Origin of the sequence: Pseudomonas sp. JR33AA (genome assembly GCF_021378985.1) — a bacterium.
Classification (GTDB): Bacteria; Pseudomonadota; Gammaproteobacteria; order Pseudomonadales; family Pseudomonadaceae; genus Aquipseudomonas; species Aquipseudomonas alloputida.
This window is the reverse complement of record NZ_JAJSAW010000011.1, coordinates 96,683-113,948: the sequence shown is the minus strand read 5'-3', so window position 1 is coordinate 113,948 and position 17,266 is coordinate 96,683. Positions and strand designations below refer to the sequence as shown.

Below are 17,266 nucleotides of genomic sequence, written 5' to 3'. Positions count from 1 at the left end.
GGCGATGCTTTTCCGTCGAACGTGACGCATCGTGGCTGCGCTTGGGGCATAATGCGTAGTGTTTACGTCGTGGGGCCATCATCTCTTACAGCCCCAAAGTCCTTTTCCCTCGCCGTAGGGTTTTCACTCACTATGATCAAAACGCTTCGTCCCCTCGTTCTTGCCGGCCTGCTGTTGCCCCTTGCCTTGCCCAGCCATGCCGCCGTCAATACCACCCTGCCTGCCAAGGTGCAGCAGGCGCTCAAGGCCAACAAGCTGCAGGACACAGCGCTGTCGCTGGTGATGCTGCCGCTGGATGGCCCCGGCACACCGACCGTGTTCAATGCCGATGTGTCGGTGAACCCGGCCTCGACCATGAAACTGGTCACGACCTACGCCGCCCTCGAACTGCTTGGCCCGACCTTCCAGTGGAAAACCGAGTTCTACACCGACGGCACCCTGAGCAACGGTGTGCTTAACGGCAACCTGTACCTTAAAGGTGGCGGTGACCCCAAACTGAACATGGAAAAGTTGTGGTTGCTGATGCGTGACCTGCGCGCCAATGGCGTGCGCACCGTCACCGGTGACCTGGTGCTGGACCGCAGCCACTTCGTGCAACCCAACCTGCCACAGTTCAACGACGACGGCGGTGATGAAAACAAGCCGTTCCTGGTCAAGCCCGACTCGCTGCTGGTCAACCTCAAGGCCCTGCGCTTCGTGGCGCGCAATGATGGTGGCAGAGTCACCGTCGCAGTCGAGCCACCGATTGCCAGTATCCGTATCGACAACCAGGTCAAGCCGGTAGCCTCGAAGAAATGCACCGGTGATGTGCGCTACAACCCGGTGCCCCAGGCCGACGGCATCAGTGTCACGGTCAGCGGCCAACTGGGTGACGGCTGCAACTCGCAAACCTACTTGTCGCTGCTCGACCATTCCACCTACGCCGCCGGTGCCGTGCGCGCAATCTGGAACGAACTGGGTGGCAACATCCAGGGTGGCGACCGCATCGAGAATGTGCCCAAGAGTGCTCGCCTGTTGGCCCGCGCCTTCTCGCCAGACCTGGTGGAAGTGATCCGCGACATCAACAAGTACAGCAACAACACCATGGCCCAGCAGCTGTTCCTGAGCCTTGGCGCGCAGTTCCGCACCGATGCCGATGGCGACGACGCCCGCGCTGCCCAGCGCGTGGTCCGCCAATGGCTGGCGAAAAAGGGCATTACCGCGCCGCATCTGGTGATGGAAAACGGCTCTGGCCTGTCGCGTGCCGAACGGGTCAGTACCCGGGAAATGGCCGAGATGCTGAAAGCCGCCTGGAAGAGCCCTTACGCTGCCGAATTCATGAGCTCGATGCCGCTGGTGGGCATGGACGGCACGATGCGCAAGCGTCTCAAGCGCACCGCGATGACCGGTGAAGGGCACATCAAGACCGGCACACTGAACACTGTGCGGGCGATTGCCGGCTTCAGCCGCGACAGCAACGGCCATACCTGGGCGGTGGCGGCGATTCTCAATGACCCTAAACCGTGGGGTGCCTCGCAGGTGCTGGATCAGGTGTTGCTTGACCTGTATCGCCAGCCGAAGCTGGCTGGCAGTACTGCAGCTAATTGATTGGTTAGCCTGCACTGGCCCTTTCGCGGGTGAGTCCGCCCCCACAGGATGGACCCGCACGGTTTGCCAAACCTGTGCAATCTGTGGGATCGGCTTTAGCCGCGAAAGGCCCGGTACCGGCAACCGGCAGCGCTCAGGCCGACTCCCCCGCCACCCTGTCCCGCCCGGCCTGTTTGGCCGCATACACGCCGGCATCGGCGCGCAACAGCAAGGCATCGGCGCCTTCGCCCGGCCGCCAGCCCGCCACACCAAAGCTTGCGGTCACCTGGCCCACGCCTTCCACCGGTACATTGCGCACCCCTTGCCACAACTCCAGCGCCAGCAGCCGGGCCTGATCGACATCGCTGCCCGGGCAAAGCACCATGAACTCTTCCCCGCCCAAGCGGCAGAACACATCGGTACGCCGTAAACGCTGACCGATGCGCTGGCACAGGCTGCGCAGCACCCGGTCGCCGACGGCATGGCCGAAGCGGTCGTTGATGCGCTTGAAGTGATCGATGTCGAGCATGATCACCGCCAGCGCCAAGCCATCGCGCTGGGCGCGTTCCAGTTCGATCTTGAGACGCTCCTGGAAATAGCGACGGTTATGGATACCGGTCAGCGAGTCGGTGACCGACAGCGCCCGCAACTCTTCCTCCACGCCCTTCAGGTCGGAGATGTCCGTCAGGTAGCCATGCCACAGGGTGCAGCCCTGCTCGCCCATTTCCGGGGTCGCCTCGCCACGCACCCAGCGCAGGCCCGCCCGGGGCAGGCAGACCCGATACTCCTCGCGCCAGGGTGACAGGTGTTCGGCCGAATAGCGCACCGAGCAGCGCACGCGCTCCAGGTCATCGGGGTGGATACGTTCGAACACCGCCGAGGCATCCTCACGCAACTGCATCAGGTCGACCTCATAAATGTCATACAGGCCCAGGCTGGCGTATGGAAAGCACGAATGGCCGTTGGCATCCAGGCGATATTGGTAGATGCCGCCCGGCACCTCGGCACTGAGCTTTTCCAGCAACCGGTCACGCGCTGCCAACGCCTCATGCACCCGGCGTCGCTCGGTGACGTCAATGCAGATGGCCAGGTAGCCAACCCACAACCCCTGTTCGTCGAGCATGGCAGTCACCAGCATGTTGGCGACCAGCTGGCTGCCATCGGCACGTAGCAAGGTCCACTCGCCAGGCTCGGCCCCGTGCGCCTGCACCGTTTCAGCGAACATCGCCTGGCCCCCAGCAATGGCGCGGCCAAAGCGCAAGCTCAAGGCCTGGGCACGCAGGTTCAGCTCCTCCGGCAGTACCAGGTCTTCAAGGCGCAGCCGGCCGATCGCTTCGCTGGCCGCGTAACCGAGCATGCGTTCGGCACCGGCATTGAACGTGCTGACCACCCCCTTGAGATTGGTAGCGATGATCGCCACTTGGGTCGCGGCCTCCAGCACACTGCGCAGTTGGTTGTGGGTGCCACGCAACGACTGCTCGCTGACCTGCAACTCGGCAGTACGCTGAGCGACCAGGGCCAGGGCGCGCTGACGCTGACTGAACAGGCTGTAGAGCAGCACGCTGAGCAACAGGCTCAACAGTCCGCCCAACAAGCCGACCGCCAGCACTGCCGAGGAGCGGTTCGCCTGCACGAACGCCTGGCTCGGCTGAATGCTCAGCTGAAAAGGGTGATCGGCCAGGCGCAACGACTGATTGCTGGTCAGGGCCAAGGGCGCGACCGGGTTTTGCGAATCGAACAGCACCACGGGGCCTTGTAAACCAGACGGGTCCGTGATCCGCACGACAAGGTTGTCATCGGCCGCTACCGGCCGACCGTCGCTGACCAGCTCGCGCATGCTCAGCAAGGCCACCACATAACCCGCTGCCGCACCGCGGGGGTCGGCATCGGAAAACACCGGCGCGACCATCAACAGGCCGCGCTCCAGCGAGTGGGTATCGAACAGGGCCAAGGGCTCGGAAACCGCCATGCTGCCTGGCCCCAGAGCCCGCGCCAAGGCCGCCTGAGGCTCGCTTCGGCCAGCGAGGTCCAGGCCGTAGGGCAACCCAGGCAGTTCGCCCGATTGGGTATAGAGTACCGGGAAATAATGGTCGCGCTGCGATGCCGGGCGCCACTGGCCTTGCGCGTCCTGGTCCCGGATCACGTAGCCTGGGCCGGTATGGGTACTGGCCAGGCGCTCGAATTCGGTGCGTTGCGTAGCCTCTACCCGCGGCGCCCAGGCATAGGCCAGGGTGCGCTGCAGCAGTGGCCGGGCATAGCCATCAAATTCGCGCGGGCTGATTTCGTTGGAAAAGCTGAAAAACCGCCGCAGCCCGTCCAGGCGCTGCTGCTGTTCATCAAAGCGCTCGGCAATACGGCTGGAGCGCTCGCTGGCCAGCAGCTCAAAGCGCTGGCGCAGCTGCTGTTTGTAGAAGGTGTGCGCGGCATATGCCAAGGCAGTGGTCAACACGCCGCCCGCCACCAATGCAATCAGCGCCATCGCCCAAGCGGACGCCCTCTCTGTGCACAAGCCAAGCAACCGCGCACGCACGCCACACTTTGACATACACCCATCTCGTCACGTCAGCGTCCTGCGGATTATCTTGCCCTGCCCTCAGTTATAGCTATTGGCCATTAGCCGTGCAATGTATGTCGTCGCCTCACCGAAGCTGCAAACGCCAGGCGCGATGGATACGGTTATTACGGGCGAAGTCCGGGTCCAGGGTCTGGGCGCTGATTTCTTCCACCGCGTAACGCACCATCAGATGCTCGTCCAGCTGGAACTTGCGGAAGTTGTTGGAGAAATACAGCACACCACCCGGCGCCAGACGGGCCATGGCCAGGTCCAACAGCTGGACATGGTCACGCTGCACGTCGAATACACCTTCCATGCGCTTGGAGTTGGAGAAGGTTGGCGGGTCGATGAAGATCAGGTCGTAGCTGTCACGGTTGCCTTCCAGCCAAGCCATTACGTCGCTCTGCTCCAGGCGGTTGCGCTCGGAATAGCCATTGAGCGCCAGGTTACGCCGCGCCCAGTCCAGGTAGGTTTTTGACAGGTCCACGCTGGTGGTGCTGCGCGCACCGCCCTTGGCCGCGTGCACGGTGGCCGTGGCGGTGTAGCAGAACAGGTTGAGGAAGCGCTTGCCGGCAGCTTCACGCTGGATGCGCATACGCATCGGGCGGTGGTCGAGGAACAGCCCGGTATCCAGGTAGTCCGTGAGGTTGACCAGCAGCTTGACACCACCTTCGTTCACCTCCTGGAAGCGGCCCTCGGTAGCCTGACGTTCGTACTGGCGCGTGCCGCTCTGCCGCTCGCGACGCTTGAGCACGACACGCTGCGGCGAAATGCCCAGCGCCTGCGGGATGGCAGCCAGTGCATCGAGCAGACGCGCCTGAGCCTTGTCCGGGTCCACCGAACGTGGCGCGGCGTATTCCTGCACGTGTACCCAGTCCTGGTACAGGTCGACCGCCAGGGCATATTCAGGCATGTCGGCATCGTACAGGCGGTAGCAGTCGATCTGCTCGCGACGGGCCCACTTGCCCAGTTGCTTGAGGTTTTTCTGCAGGCGGTTGGCAAACATCTGCGCCCCTTCCGACAGCCGTGCGGGCTCGCTGGCCTGCGGCGCCTGCTGGCGGGTTTCGGAGCCTTCAGGCTGTGCCTCGCGGCGTTCACCGGTGACGAACTGGTCAGGCTGCACCTTGAACAGCAGCAGCTTGCATGGCAATGCGCCGTTCCAGAACGCGTACTGCTTGTGGCTACGAATGCCCATGCGCTTGCCCAGTTGCGGCGCACCAGTGAATACCGCTGCTTCCCAGCCCATGCAGGCCTGGCGCAGGCGCTCGCCCAGATTCTGGTAGAGGTACAGCAGGCTGGCTTCGTCACCCAGACGCTCACCGTAGGGCGGGTTGCTGATGACCAGGCCTTTCTGGTTCTGGTCCGGGCGTGGCTCGAAGGTGCTGACTTCGCCCTGGTAGATCTTTACCCAGTCGCTCAGGCCGGCACGCTCGACGTTGTTGCGGCCCGGCTGGATCAGCCGCGGGTCAGCCTCGTAGCCACGGATCCACAGCGGTGGCCTGGCCAGGCCAGCCTGCGCGCGCGCCTGCGCTTCGTCATGCACCTTGCGCCACAGCGCCGGCACATGGCCGAGCCAGGCACTGAAGCCCCAGCGTTCGCGCTTGAGGTTGGGGGCAATATCGGCGGCGATCATCGCCGCCTCGACCAGGAAGGTACCCACACCGCACATCGGGTCAGCCAGCGCACCACCTTCGGCAGCGATACGCGGCCAGCCAGAACGGATCAGCACCGCTGCCGCCAGGTTTTCCTTCAGCGGCGCGGCGCCCTGCTGCAGGCGGTAGCCACGCTGGTGCAGGCTGTGTCCGGAAAGGTCGAGGGACAAGATGGCCTCGCCGCGGTCCAGACGCAGGTGCACACGCACATCAGGGTCGATCTTTTCCACTGACGGGCGCAGGCCTTCGCGGTTGCGCAGCTTGTCGACGATCGCGTCCTTGACCTTCAGCGCACCGAAGTGGGTATTGTCGATGCCTGAGCCATGACCGCTGAACTCCACCGCCAGGGTACCGTCGGCTGCCAGGTGGTCAGCCCAGTCGACGGCGTGCACGCCGTCGTAAAGGTCGTCGGCGTTCTTCATCGAGAAGCGCTTTAGCACCAGCAATACGCGGTTGGCCAGACGTGACCAGACACACAGGCGGTAAGCAGTTTCCATGTCGGCGGCGCCGCGAATGGCCGAGGTGTGCTCGCGCACCTCGTCAAGGCCGAGGCCCTTGGCCTCTTCGGCAAGCAGGCTTTCAAGGCCTTTGGGACAGGTGAGGTAAAGTTCGAAACGGTCCGACATGAGTATTCCAGCGCCTTGGGCTATTTGACTGACGGGGCGACGCATCGCCCCGCGATGTTTGCCCGTACACCTTTCCAGCAGGCGTGCGGGTGGCCTTCTGCGGCACACAACGTGCTGCAGAAAAGCCGGGCCGCCTGACCGATCCGTGCTTGGCCCAGGGGCAAAGACAGCTTAGATCATCAGGCAGTACGCGTAATTCTGGCGATCTGCGGGCCAATGTGACCCTTCGTCGCATTTCAAAATATTTCTGTCATCCGCAAACAACGCTGGCGAAATGACGTCAAAGAACGGCAAACCCCGATTATTGCGGGGCTGAACACCAAACAAGGTTGAGTCGCATTTATTTACTTATCCCCTCACCCTTGGAAACGTTACGTGCTTATGACAAATCGATCATTCACACCGTGACTCGCATTCGATAGAACTGGTCTCAGGCCGCTTCGCAACGAGGCGGCACTTTCAGCTCGCCACGCCGGCAGCGAGCGCAAACCGGCAGAACGACTCTGCCCGGCCTCGGAGAGGCCGACGGGACATTACAGTCAACAAGTGAGGGCAACACCCTATGAGAAGACTTAAGCGTGATCCGTTGGAAAGAGCATATTCACGTGGCTACCAATACGGGGTCACCGGCAAATCCCGCGAACTTTGCCCCTTCAATCTTCCTTCTGTTCGCCAAGCCTGGATCAACGGCTGGCGTGAAGGTCGCGGTGATAACTGGGACGGAATGACTGGCACCGCTGGCATCCATAGACTCAACGAAAATCACGCCGTTGGCTGAACGAGGACACTGAATTCGATTTACCATGCACGCCCCATCCGGGCGGCGGGCGAAGGCCCAGGGGCCCCTTGAAGGGGCCCTTTTTTATGCTTGGCAAACTCATCAGCTGTACCGGTCTCTTCGCCGTCAGATTCGGCCCCCACTACCCCTGTAGGAGCGGGCTTGCCCGCGAATGGGCCTGTCAAGTCACCGCGGCATTGCCGCGATAGCATCCACCGCTTCGCGAATCAGCGCCGGCCCCTTGTAAATGAAACCCGAGTAGATCTGCACCAGGCTCGCCCCGGCCGCGATCTTCTCGGCAGCATGGCGGCCTTCGGTAATGCCCCCGGCGGCAATGATCGGCAACTTGCCGCCCAGCTCACCCGCCAGCACCTTGACGATATGGGTGCTCTTCTCCAGCACCGGTGCGCCCGACAGGCCGCCTGCCTCGCCACCGTACGGCAGTGCTTCGACACCTTCACGCCCCAGCGTGGTGTTGGTGGCGATCACCGCATCCATACCCGACTCCATCAGCGCGGCGGCCACCAGCGCCGTTTCTTCGTCGCTCATGTCCGGTGCAATCTTGATTGCCAAGGGCACGCGCTTGCCATGTGCACCGGCCAGTTGCTCGCGTCGCTCGGCCAGGGCATCGAGCAACTGCTTGAGCGAGTCCCCGAACTGCAGGCTGCGCAGGCCCGGGGTATTGGGCGAGCTGACATTGACCGTGATGTAGCTGGCGGCGGTGTAGACCTTGTCCAGGCAGATAAGGTAGTCATCGACGGCACGTTCGACCGGGGTATCGAAGTTCTTGCCGATGTTGATGCCCAGCACCCCCCTGTAGCGCGAGGCGCGTACGCGCTCGAGCAGGTGATCAACGCCCAGGTTGTTGAAGCCCATGCGGTTGATGATGGCCGTGGCTTCCGGCAGGCGGAACAACCGTGGCTTGGGGTTGCCTGGCTGCGGACGCGGGGTGACAGTGCCGATTTCGACAAAGCCGAAGCCCAGCTGGGCGAAGCCGTCGATGGCCGCGCCGTTCTTGTCCAGGCCAGCTGCCAGCCCCACCGGATTGGCGAAGTTCAAGCCCATGACCGAAACCGGCAATGACGCCGGTTGCTTGCACAGCATGCCGTTGAGGCCCATACGGCCACCGGCGCCGATCAGGTCCAGGGACAGGTCGTGGGAAGTTTCCGGGGAAAGCTTGAACAGCAGCTGGCGGGCCAGGGTATACATGGGCGGGCAAGGCTCAGGGTGAGTGAGGGGGCGATTATAGCCAGCGACGGGCTGGCAGGACAGCAAATCGTGGAGCGCTTGGCACATCGGTTGCACCTGTTCAGCCCACAGCCTTATCAGTAAGGGCGAGGACTCTTGTGAACACTGTACCCCGAGCAACGCCCCTGGCCTGGGTCAACGGCAGCGACGCGCCGGAAAAAACCAGCCTGAACATCGGCTACATGGCCCTGACCGACTGCGCCTCGGTCGTGGTCGCCGCCACCCAGGGCTTCGCCCAGCAGCACGGCCTTACCCTCAACCTCAAGCGCCAGGGCTCGTGGGCCGGGCTGCGCGACAAGCTGGTCAGCGGCGAACTGGACGCCGCGCATTGCCTGTATGGCCTGGTCTACGCTGTGCACCTGGGCATTGGCGGCGTACCTGCCGGCGACATGGCAGTGCTCATGGGCCTGAACCAGAACGCCCAGGCCATCAACCTGTCCCCTGCCCTGCAGCGCAAGGGCGTGACCAACCCTGAGGCACTGGCGCGCCTGGTGCACCAGCATGGCGCACGCCTGACGTTCGCCCAGACCTTCCCCACCGGCACCCACGCCATGTGGCTGTATTACTGGTTGGCCAGTCAGGGCATTCACCCGCTGCGCGACGTCGACAGCGTAGTGGTGCCACCGGCGCAGATGGCGGCACACCTCCAGGCCGGGCGCATTGACGGCTTCTGCGTGGGTGAGCCTTGGGCCGCCGACGCCGTGGCCAAAGGCCAAGGCTTCACCCTGGCCACCAGCCAGTCCATCTGGCCGGATCACCCGGAAAAGGTCCTGGCCTGTGCGCGTGCCTTTGCCGAGCAATACCCCAACAGCGCCCGTGCATTGATCAAGGCGATCCTCACCGCCAGCCGATTCATCGAGCAAAGCCCGGAAAACCGCCGCAGCACCGCGCAACTGCTCAGCGCAAGCGCCTATCTGGACACCCCGCTGGACAGCATAGCCCCCCGCCTGCTCGGCCACTATGAGGATGGCCTGGGCAACCAATGGCAAGACCCACATGCCCTGCGCCTGTTCGACCAAGGCCGGGCCAACCTGCCCTACCTGTCCGACGGTATGTGGTTCATGACCCAGTTCCGCCGCTGGGGCCTGCTGCGCGAAGACCCCGACTACCTCGGCGTGGCCCGGCAGGTCCAGCAACTGCAGTTGTTCAGCGAGGCCGCACAGAGCCTGGGCATCGCTTGCCCGGGCCAACCGACGCGCAGCAGCCTGCTGATCGATGGCTCACGCTGGGACGGCAGCGACCCCTTCGGCTACGCCCGCAGTTTCAGCTTGCATGCCTTGGGCGAACTGCCCGATGCCCATGTCGGCGCGTGAGGGGGGACGAACATGTTGCGCATCCTATTGATCGACGACACCCAGAGCAAGCTCGGTCGCCTCAGGGCGGCGTTGAGTGAGGCCGGCTTCGAGATCATTGAAGCCCCAGACCTGACTATCGACCTGCCCGCCTGCGTTGAAACGGTGCGCCCCGACGTGGTGCTGATCGATACCGACTCACCCGACCGCGACGTGATGGAACAGGTAGTGCTGGTCAGCCGTGACCAGCCGCGGCCCATCGTGTTGTTCACCGACGAGCACGACCCCGGAATGATGCGCCAGGCAATTCAGGCAGGGGTCAGCGCCTATATCGTCCAAGGCATCCATGCTGCGCGGCTGCAGCCGATCCTGGACGTGGCCATGGCCCGCTTCGAAAGCGACCAGGCACTGAAGACGCAGTTGCTGGCGCGCGACCAGCAACTGGCCGAACGCAAGCGCATCGAGCAAGCCAAGGGTTTGCTGATGAAGATGAAGGACTGCAACGAAGAGCAGGCCTATACCCTGATGCGTCGCCAGGCCATGAGCCGGCAGCAGAAGCTGATTCAGGTGGCCGAACAGATTATTGCCATGCATGAGATGCTGGGCTGAGGCGCCATAAATCTAAAGACAGACGCGGCCAATACTTGGCCCATCTCTTGCTCAACAAATCTCACCGGTAGCCAACGGCGGTTACCCCACTTGAATCCCGACAAAGACGTCGCTCTCCCCTCCACGCCCGTGGAGCGGGTAGCGGCGTCTTTTTCGTTCCGTTGTACTACCGAGTGAGGTGTTCGATGAGTACCAGCTTCTGGAAATCCGGGCATGTGCCCACGCTGTTCGCCGCGTTTCTGTACTTCGACCTCAGCTTCATGGTCTGGTACCTGCTGGGGCCGTTGGCGGTGCAGATTGCTGCCGACCTGCAACTGAGCGCACAACAACGGGGCCTGATGGTGGCCACGCCGATCCTGGCCGGGGCAATCCTGCGCTTTGCCATGGGCGTTCTGGTCGACCGCCTGTCGCCCAAGACTGCCGGCCTGATCGGCCAGGTGGTGGTCATCGTCGCCCTCGCCACCGCCTGGTACCTTGGCGTGCACAGCTATGAACAGGCCCTGCTGCTGGGCGTGTTCCTGGGCTTTGCCGGTGCGTCCTTCGCCGTCTCGCTGCCGCTGGCCTCGCAGTGGTACCCGCCGCAGCACCAGGGCAAAGCCATGGGCATCGCCGGCGCCGGCAACTCCGGCACGGTGTTCGCGGCCTTGCTGGCACCGGCACTGGCAGCGGGCTTTGGCTGGAACAATGTGTTCGGCTTTGCGCTGATCCCGCTGTCGCTGGCGCTGGTGGTGTTCGCCCTGTTGGCGCGCAATGCCCCGCAACGGCCCAAGCCGAAAGCCGTGGCCGACTACCTCAAGGCATTGGGTGACCGTGACAGCTGGTGGTTCATGTTTTTCTACAGCGTTACCTTCGGCGGTTTCATCGGCCTGGCCAGCGCCCTGCCCGGTTACTTCAGCGACCAATACGGCCTGAGCCCGGTCACCGCCGGCTACTACACTGCCGCTTGCGTGTTCGCCGGCAGCCTGATGCGCCCGCTCGGCGGCGCCCTGGCTGACCGTTTTGGCGGCATCCGCACGCTGCTGGGCATGTACGGCGTGGCCGCCATCTGCATTGCCGCAGTCGGTTTCAACCTGCCCTCTGCCGCGGCCGCATTGGCGCTGTTCGTCAGCGCCATGCTCGGCCTGGGGGCCGGCAACGGCGCAGTGTTCCAACTGGTGCCACAACGCTTCCGCCAAGAGATCGGGGTAATGACCGGCCTGATCGGCATGGCCGGTGGCATCGGCGGCTTCCTGCTGGCGGCCGGGCTTGGCACCATCAAGCAGCACACTGGCGATTACCAACTGGGGCTGTGGCTGTTCGCCAGCCTGGGCCTGCTGGCCTGGTTCGGCCTGCACGGTGTGAAACAGCGCTGGCGCACCACCTGGGGCTCGGCTGCAGTCACTGCAGCGCGGGTCTGAGGCACGCCAATGAGCCTGCAGCTGAGCTTTGCCCAGGCCAGCGCCACCGGGCCGCGCGCGGAAAACCAGGACGCCCTGCGCCTGGTGACGCCAGCGCCCGAACTGGCCGCCAGCAAAGGCTACCTGTTCGCCCTGGCCGACGGCGTCAGCCAATGTGCCGACGGCGGCCTGGCGGCACGCGCCAGCTTGCAGGCACTGGCCCTGGATTACTACGCCACGCCGGCCACCTGGAGCGTGGCCCAGGCCCTCGACCGCCTGCTGCTGGCGCAAAACCGCTGGTTGCGCGCCCAAGGCAGCGGCCAGCCGTTGTTGACCACGCTCAGCGCGTTGGTGTTGCGCGGCCGACGCTTTACCCTGGCTCATATAGGCGACTGCCGGGTGTACCGCTGGCATGAGGGGACGCTGCAATGCCTGAGCGAAGACCATGTCTGGGACCAACCGGGCATGCAGCATGTACTGAAACGGGCACTGGGCCTGGACCAGCACCTGCTGGTGGATTACCTGGAAGGCGAGCTGCAACCGGGCGAGTGCTTCCTGCTGCTCAGCGACGGGGTCTGGGCCAGCCTGGGCGAAGGGCACATCCAGGCCGTGCTGCGCGAGCAAACTGACCTGCAACTGGCTGCCGACACCCTGGTGGCCAGTGCCCACCTCAACGGCAGCAAGGACAACGCCAGCGCCTTGCTGGTGCAAGTCGATCAACTGGGCACGGCTAACCTGGGCGATACCCTGGCGCAACTGCAACAATGGCCAGTGCCGGGCCCGCTGCGCGAAGGCCAGGTGATCGACGGCTGGCAGGTCGAGACACTGCATGCGCACAGCCGCCAGTCCTTGCTGTACAAAGTGCGCGATAGCCAGAACCAGCCTTGGCTGCTCAAGACCCTGCCCACTGCACGCGAACAGGAACCGGGGGCGGCACAAGGGCTGTTGCTGGAAGAGTGGTTTCTGCGCCGCATCGCCGGCCGGCACTTCCCCGAACTACACACCGCCAGTCAGCGCCAGCACCTGTATTACGTGATGCGCGAATATCCCGGCCAAAACCTGGCGATGTTGCTGGCCGAACAAGGCCCGCTGCCCTTGCCGCAATGGCTGGAAGTTGCCCGGCAACTGCTGCAGGCAGTCGGTGTTTTGCATCGGCGCAACTTGCTGCACCGCGATATCAAGCCAGACAACCTGCACCTGGGCCGCGATGGCCAGTTGCGCCTGCTGGACTTCGGCCTGGCTTATTGCCCCGGCCTGTCCGAAGACCCGCTGCACGAGCTGCCCGGCACGCCGTCGTACATCGCCCCGGAAGCATTCGACGGCCACCCGCCCAGCCCGCGTCAGGACTTATATGCAGTAGGCGTGACCCTGTACCACCTGCTGACCGGACACTACCCGTACGGTGAGGTGGAGGCCTTCCAGCGCCCACGCTTCGGCCAGCCGGTCAACGCCGCGCGCTACCGCCCCGACCTGCCGGAATGGCTGCAGCACAACCTGCTGCAGGCTGTTGCGAGCGACCCGGCGCAGCGCTTCGAAACCGCCGAACACTGGTTGCTGCTGCTCGAACGCGGCGACCGCCAGGAACTACCCAGCCGACCCCGACCGCTGCTGGAGCGCGAGCCGCTGAAGGTGTGGCGCACCCTGGCGCTGATGTCGTTGCTGATAAATCTGATACTGCTGTTCACCCTGCTCAAGGGCTGAACGCACCTTGCCGATGGGGAAACTCCGATGAATGCAAAAGTATGGCTGGTCGGTGCCGGCCCTGGTGACCCTGAACTGCTCACCCTCAAGGCAGTGCGTGCGTTGCAGCAAGCTGCCGTGGTCATGGTCGACGACCTCGTCAACCCGGCAGTGCTCGAGCATTGCCCGCAGGCCCGGGTAATGACCGTGGGCAAGCGCGGCGGCTGCCGCTCTACACCGCAAGCGTTCATCCAGCGCCTGATGCTGCGCCACGCACGACAGGGCCGTTGCGTGGTGCGGCTCAAGGGCGGCGACCCTTGCATCTTCGGCCGTGGCGGTGAGGAGGCACTGTGGCTGCACGGACATGGCATCGAGGTGGAGGTGATCAATGGCATCACCGCCGGCCTTGCCGGGGCCACGCAATGCGGGATACCCCTGACTTCACGGGGCGTAAGCCGAGGGGTGACGCTGGTCACGGCCCACACCCAGGACGACAGCGAGCTCAACTGGGCGGCCTTGGCTCAGGGCGGGACAACGCTGGTGGTATACATGGGGGTGGCGCGGCTGGAACAGGTGCGCCAGGGATTGTTGGCGGGAGGGATGGTACCGGGAATGCCGGTGGCGATGATCGAAAATGCCTCGCTGCCGCAGCAGCGGGAATGCAGAAGCGATGTGCAGGGAATGGTGGAAGCTGCCCGGGAGTTTGGCTTGCGTAGCCCGGCAATCTTGGTGATTGGGGAGGTGGTTGGGGAGCAGCAGGCTGTGGGGCGGATCGCAATCGCAGGCTGACTGCAGGAGCAGCCTTCAAGGCCGGGTAAACCCCAGGCAAAGAAAAACCCGGCCGAGGCCGGGTTTTTCATGAAGCGTCAAACCAATTACTTGGCCTGGGCTTCTACCTGAGCTTCAACGCGACGGTTGATAGCACGGCCTTCTTCGGTGGCGTTGTCAGCAACCGGACGGGTTTCGCCGTAGCCAACCGAGTCAACACGGCTGGATTCTACGCCGTACTGCTGGGTCAGCACTTGCTTGACAGCGTTGGCACGACGCTCGGACAGCTTCTGGTTGTAAGCGTCTGGACCCACGGAGTCAGTGTGACCTTCAACCACGGTGGTGGTTTGTGGGTACTGCTTCATGAAGTCAGCCAGGTTTTTGATGTCGCCGTAGCTGTTAGGCTTGACGACCGACTTGTCGAAGTCGAACTTGACGTCCAGCTCAACGCGAACGACTTCGGCAACAGCCGGGCAGCCGTCAGCGTCAACGGTAACGTTGGCCGGGGTGTCTGGGCACTTGTCGACGTTGTCGCACACGCCGTCGTTGTCGGAGTCGGAGCAGACTTCAGCAACTGGAGCAGGAGCAGCTTCAGCTTGCTTCGGGCTACCGCCGAAGTTCAGGCCAACACCAACGCTCGGGGCCCACTCGGTGTCGCCCTGGTCGATGTTGTACTGAGCTTCTACGCCGGCACGGGCATAGAACATGTCGGTGATGTACCACTTGGCGCCAGCGCCAACGTTGGCGAAGGTGGAGTGGTCACGACCGCCACGGCCGGTCTGGCCCAGCGACTGGTGCGAGAAACCAGCGGAAACGTACGGACGGATAGCGTCGTACGGGTTGTTGAAGTGGTAAACGGCGTCCAGGGCGGTGTTCGAGCCCTTGATGTTCTTGCCGTCTTCGCCACGAGCGTTGTGCACTTCGTCGTAGCCCAGACGCAGCTCAACGTCGTCGGTCAGGAAGTAACCGATCGAGCCGCCGAACAGGTTGCCGTCGTTCTTGAAGTCGCGCTGGCTGTCGAAGAATTCTTTCTTGTAAAAGATTTCAGTCTCGACGGCGCCTTGACCTTGTGCCATAGCGCCAATCGAAGTGGCGGCTACAAGCGAACCAATGGCCAAGCCCAAGGTGTTTTTCAATTTCATCCGTTAAATCCCCATCTGGTGATAGTTAAGCAGTCCCACCACAAACAAGAGGGACAACTCGACGGCGAGTTTAGCAGAACTCGCCGGTTCGTTAGAGATATTTGCACGCCACTAAGTTTCATCAAGGCCGGCAAATTTCTCTCGAAGCTTGTCTAGCGCGCGCTTGTAACGCATTTTCGTCGCGCTCAGGCCCATGTGCATGATGTCGGCAATTTCCTGGAACTCCAGCTCTGCGACAAAACGCAGCACCAGAATTTCCCGGTCAATCGGGTTCACATGCACCAGCCACTTGTCCAGCCCGCCTTTTTCTTCCGGCTTTGGAGCCTTGTCTTCGGACGCCTCTTCAACAGGGTCCAGGCTCAAGGCATCCATCAACCGACGCTTGCGGCGCTCCTTGCGGTACTGGGTAATGCACTCGTTGTAGGTGATGCTGTAGAGCCAGGTCTTGAACTTCGACTTACCCTCGAAGTTTTTCAGCCCGTACAGCACTTTCAGCATCACTTCCTGACAGACATCGTCCGCGTCACGGTCGTTCCCCAGATAACGCGCACAGACGTTGAACAGGGTCCGTTGGTAGCGCCGCATGAGCTCCTCATAGGCGCGGGTAACGTGGTACAGCTCCTCATGCGAACGCGCCACCAACTCTTCATCTGTGAGCTCGCGGGGGTCATAGCGCATGGGCGGCGAATGAACTTTATTCAAAACGGATCTGGCCGACAGTCAGGTCAATGTCGCCGCGCGACCCCGTGGGTCGAATTTCGCGGCGGCATACATTAACAGCTTTTGTGCGGTTAGCGGCTATTGACGCGCTGTTCAAGCAGCTCGCGGTTAGCCAGCGACACCAGTTCGCCATCATCGGTCAGCAGCGTCGTCTTCACCGTACCGATCTCCTCGATATGCCCTTCGACCTCGCCAATCCGCACCTGCTGGCCCACTTGGTACAGCTCGCGCACGTAGATGCCGGCCAGGATCTGCCCGGCAATTTCGCGACTGCCAAGGCCCATGGCCAAGGCAACGGCCAGACCAACGGTAATCAGCCCGATAACGATGACGTGGTTCAGCAGGTCGGTTTTCACTTCCAGCTGGCTGATGGCCACCGATATGCTGATGATGATCACAAGCCCTTGGGTGATACGCCCCAGGCCCGCCGAGTATTCCAGGCCAATACCTTCGGCAGCGCCACGCACCAGGCCGTTAGCCACCTGCGCCAGCAGCACGCCGGCCAGCAGCACCAGGGCCGCGCCGAACACCTTGGGCAAGTACAGGGCGAGCATGTCGAGGGTGGCCGAAACCCGCTCAAGGCCCAGCGATTCGGCGGCCGAGACCAGGAAGATGAGCAGCACGAACCAGTAGACAATCTTGCCGATCAGGGTCGAGATCGGCACCTGGATGCCGCCCCGGCCGAGCATTTTGGTAAGGCCGGTACCGGCCATCAGGCGGTCCAGGCCAAATTTGGCCAACAGTTTGGACAGCAGCGTGTCGAGCAGCTTGGCCACCACGAAACCGAGCAGCACCACGACCAGCGCGCCGAACAGGTTGGGGATGAAGTTCGCTACCTTGGTCCAAAGGGCAGTCATCGCGGTGACCAGGCTCTGGGTCCAGAGATCGAGTTCCATATTCAATCGGCCTTATCTGCTTTGCTGCCGGTGGCAGCGTTGCGGGAAGAGTGTCGACGCACCGGCGCAACATGCGCCGAGCCATTGTTCACGGCAATCAGCAGCGCCTGGCTCCAACGGCCAAGCAGGCTGAACAGATCACCCGCGCCAACCTGGCGGTTGGCGGTTTTCAGCACGCGACCCAGGCAAGCGGCGTCGTCCCGGTCGTCCCGGTCATTGCCGGAGGGTGACGCCTTGAGCAGGTCGCGCAGGGATTCTTCAAACGGATCGTGCATGGGCACCTCGCGCAGTGTCAGCAAGAGACGAGATGGCCGGGCGATGGGTCACACATCCCATTGGCACGAATGTTTCAAAATGCA

The 17,266-nt window shown here is 63.1% G+C and carries 14 protein-coding genes; 7 read left to right on the top strand and 7 right to left on the bottom strand.

Annotated features, from left to right (window positions below):
- Window positions 1–132: 132 nt before the first annotated feature.
- Window positions 133–1,587 carry a D-alanyl-D-alanine carboxypeptidase/D-alanyl-D-alanine endopeptidase gene (gene dacB, locus LVS58_RS18130; protein WP_233692182.1) on the top strand — a complete coding sequence of 485 codons (1,455 nt, stop codon included), beginning with the start codon at window positions 133–135 and terminating at the stop codon, window positions 1,585–1,587.
- Between the two features lie 133 nt (window positions 1,588–1,720).
- Here dacB and LVS58_RS18125 read toward each other — a convergent pair whose 3' ends face one another.
- Window positions 1,721–4,111: a sensor domain-containing diguanylate cyclase gene (locus LVS58_RS18125; protein WP_233692181.1), complete on the bottom strand. Its 2,391-nt coding sequence runs from the start codon at window positions 4,109–4,111 to the stop codon at window positions 1,721–1,723.
- A gap of 94 nt (window positions 4,112–4,205) precedes the next feature.
- Complete coding sequence (gene rlmKL / locus LVS58_RS18120) at window positions 4,206–6,398, bottom strand: bifunctional 23S rRNA (guanine(2069)-N(7))-methyltransferase RlmK/23S rRNA (guanine(2445)-N(2))-methyltransferase RlmL (protein ID WP_233692180.1); 2,193 nt, start codon at window positions 6,396–6,398, stop codon at window positions 4,206–4,208.
- Window positions 6,399–6,960: 562 nt separating this feature from the next.
- On the opposite strand from rlmKL, the gene rmf reads away from it, so the two are divergent.
- Window positions 6,961–7,176, top strand: coding sequence for a ribosome modulation factor (rmf, locus tag LVS58_RS18115; RefSeq protein ID WP_003248687.1), 216 nt, complete (start codon window positions 6,961–6,963; stop codon window positions 7,174–7,176).
- A 186-nt stretch (window positions 7,177–7,362) separates the two neighbouring features.
- Here the strand turns inward: rmf and LVS58_RS18110 are convergent, their stop codons facing one another.
- Window positions 7,363–8,385 (bottom strand): quinone-dependent dihydroorotate dehydrogenase, encoded by a 1,023-nt coding sequence (locus tag LVS58_RS18110; RefSeq protein ID WP_233692179.1) that lies wholly within the window; start codon window positions 8,383–8,385, stop codon window positions 7,363–7,365.
- A 137-nt stretch (window positions 8,386–8,522) separates the two neighbouring features.
- On the opposite strand from LVS58_RS18110, the gene LVS58_RS18105 reads away from it, so the two are divergent.
- The 5 genes from LVS58_RS18105 to cobA all read left to right on the top strand — a co-directional run bounded on the left by LVS58_RS18105 (window position 8,523) and on the right by cobA (window position 14,170).
- Window positions 8,523–9,737: a CmpA/NrtA family ABC transporter substrate-binding protein gene (locus tag LVS58_RS18105; protein ID WP_233692178.1), complete on the top strand. Its 1,215-nt coding sequence runs from the start codon at window positions 8,523–8,525 to the stop codon at window positions 9,735–9,737.
- 12 nt (window positions 9,738–9,749) lie between these two features.
- Window positions 9,750–10,325: an ANTAR domain-containing response regulator gene (locus tag LVS58_RS18100; RefSeq protein WP_233692177.1), complete on the top strand. Its 576-nt coding sequence runs from the start codon at window positions 9,750–9,752 to the stop codon at window positions 10,323–10,325.
- A gap of 185 nt (window positions 10,326–10,510) precedes the next feature.
- A complete protein-coding gene (locus tag LVS58_RS18095; protein WP_233692176.1) occupies window positions 10,511–11,722 on the top strand; it encodes a nitrate/nitrite transporter in 1,212 nt (403 codons plus the stop codon).
- A 9-nt stretch (window positions 11,723–11,731) separates the two neighbouring features.
- The gene (locus LVS58_RS18090; protein WP_233692175.1) at window positions 11,732–13,402 is read left to right on the top strand and encodes a bifunctional protein-serine/threonine kinase/phosphatase; all 1,671 of its coding nucleotides are present in this window, start codon (window positions 11,732–11,734) and stop codon (window positions 13,400–13,402) included.
- A 27-nt stretch (window positions 13,403–13,429) separates the two neighbouring features.
- Complete coding sequence (cobA, locus tag LVS58_RS18085; protein ID WP_233692174.1) at window positions 13,430–14,170, top strand: uroporphyrinogen-III C-methyltransferase; 741 nt, start codon at window positions 13,430–13,432, stop codon at window positions 14,168–14,170.
- Window positions 14,171–14,256: 86 nt separating this feature from the next.
- On the opposite strand, the gene LVS58_RS18080 is transcribed toward cobA, so the two are convergent.
- The 4 genes from LVS58_RS18080 to LVS58_RS18065 form a co-directional block, all read right to left on the bottom strand.
- Window positions 14,257–15,291, bottom strand: a complete 1,035-nt coding sequence (locus LVS58_RS18080; protein WP_003248667.1) for an OmpA family protein — start codon at window positions 15,289–15,291, stop codon at window positions 14,257–14,259.
- Between the two features lie 111 nt (window positions 15,292–15,402).
- Window positions 15,403–15,969 carry an RNA polymerase sigma factor SigX gene (gene sigX / locus LVS58_RS18075; RefSeq protein WP_003248665.1) on the bottom strand — a complete coding sequence of 189 codons (567 nt, stop codon included), beginning with the start codon at window positions 15,967–15,969 and terminating at the stop codon, window positions 15,403–15,405.
- A gap of 113 nt (window positions 15,970–16,082) precedes the next feature.
- On the bottom strand, window positions 16,083–16,907 hold the full coding sequence (locus LVS58_RS18070; RefSeq protein ID WP_010953088.1) for a mechanosensitive ion channel family protein: 825 nt from the start codon (window positions 16,905–16,907) through the stop codon (window positions 16,083–16,085).
- A gap of 2 nt (window positions 16,908–16,909) precedes the next feature.
- A complete protein-coding gene (locus LVS58_RS18065; RefSeq protein WP_014591816.1) occupies window positions 16,910–17,182 on the bottom strand; it encodes a hypothetical protein in 273 nt (90 codons plus the stop codon).
- Between the last annotated feature and the right edge of the window lie 84 nt (window positions 17,183–17,266).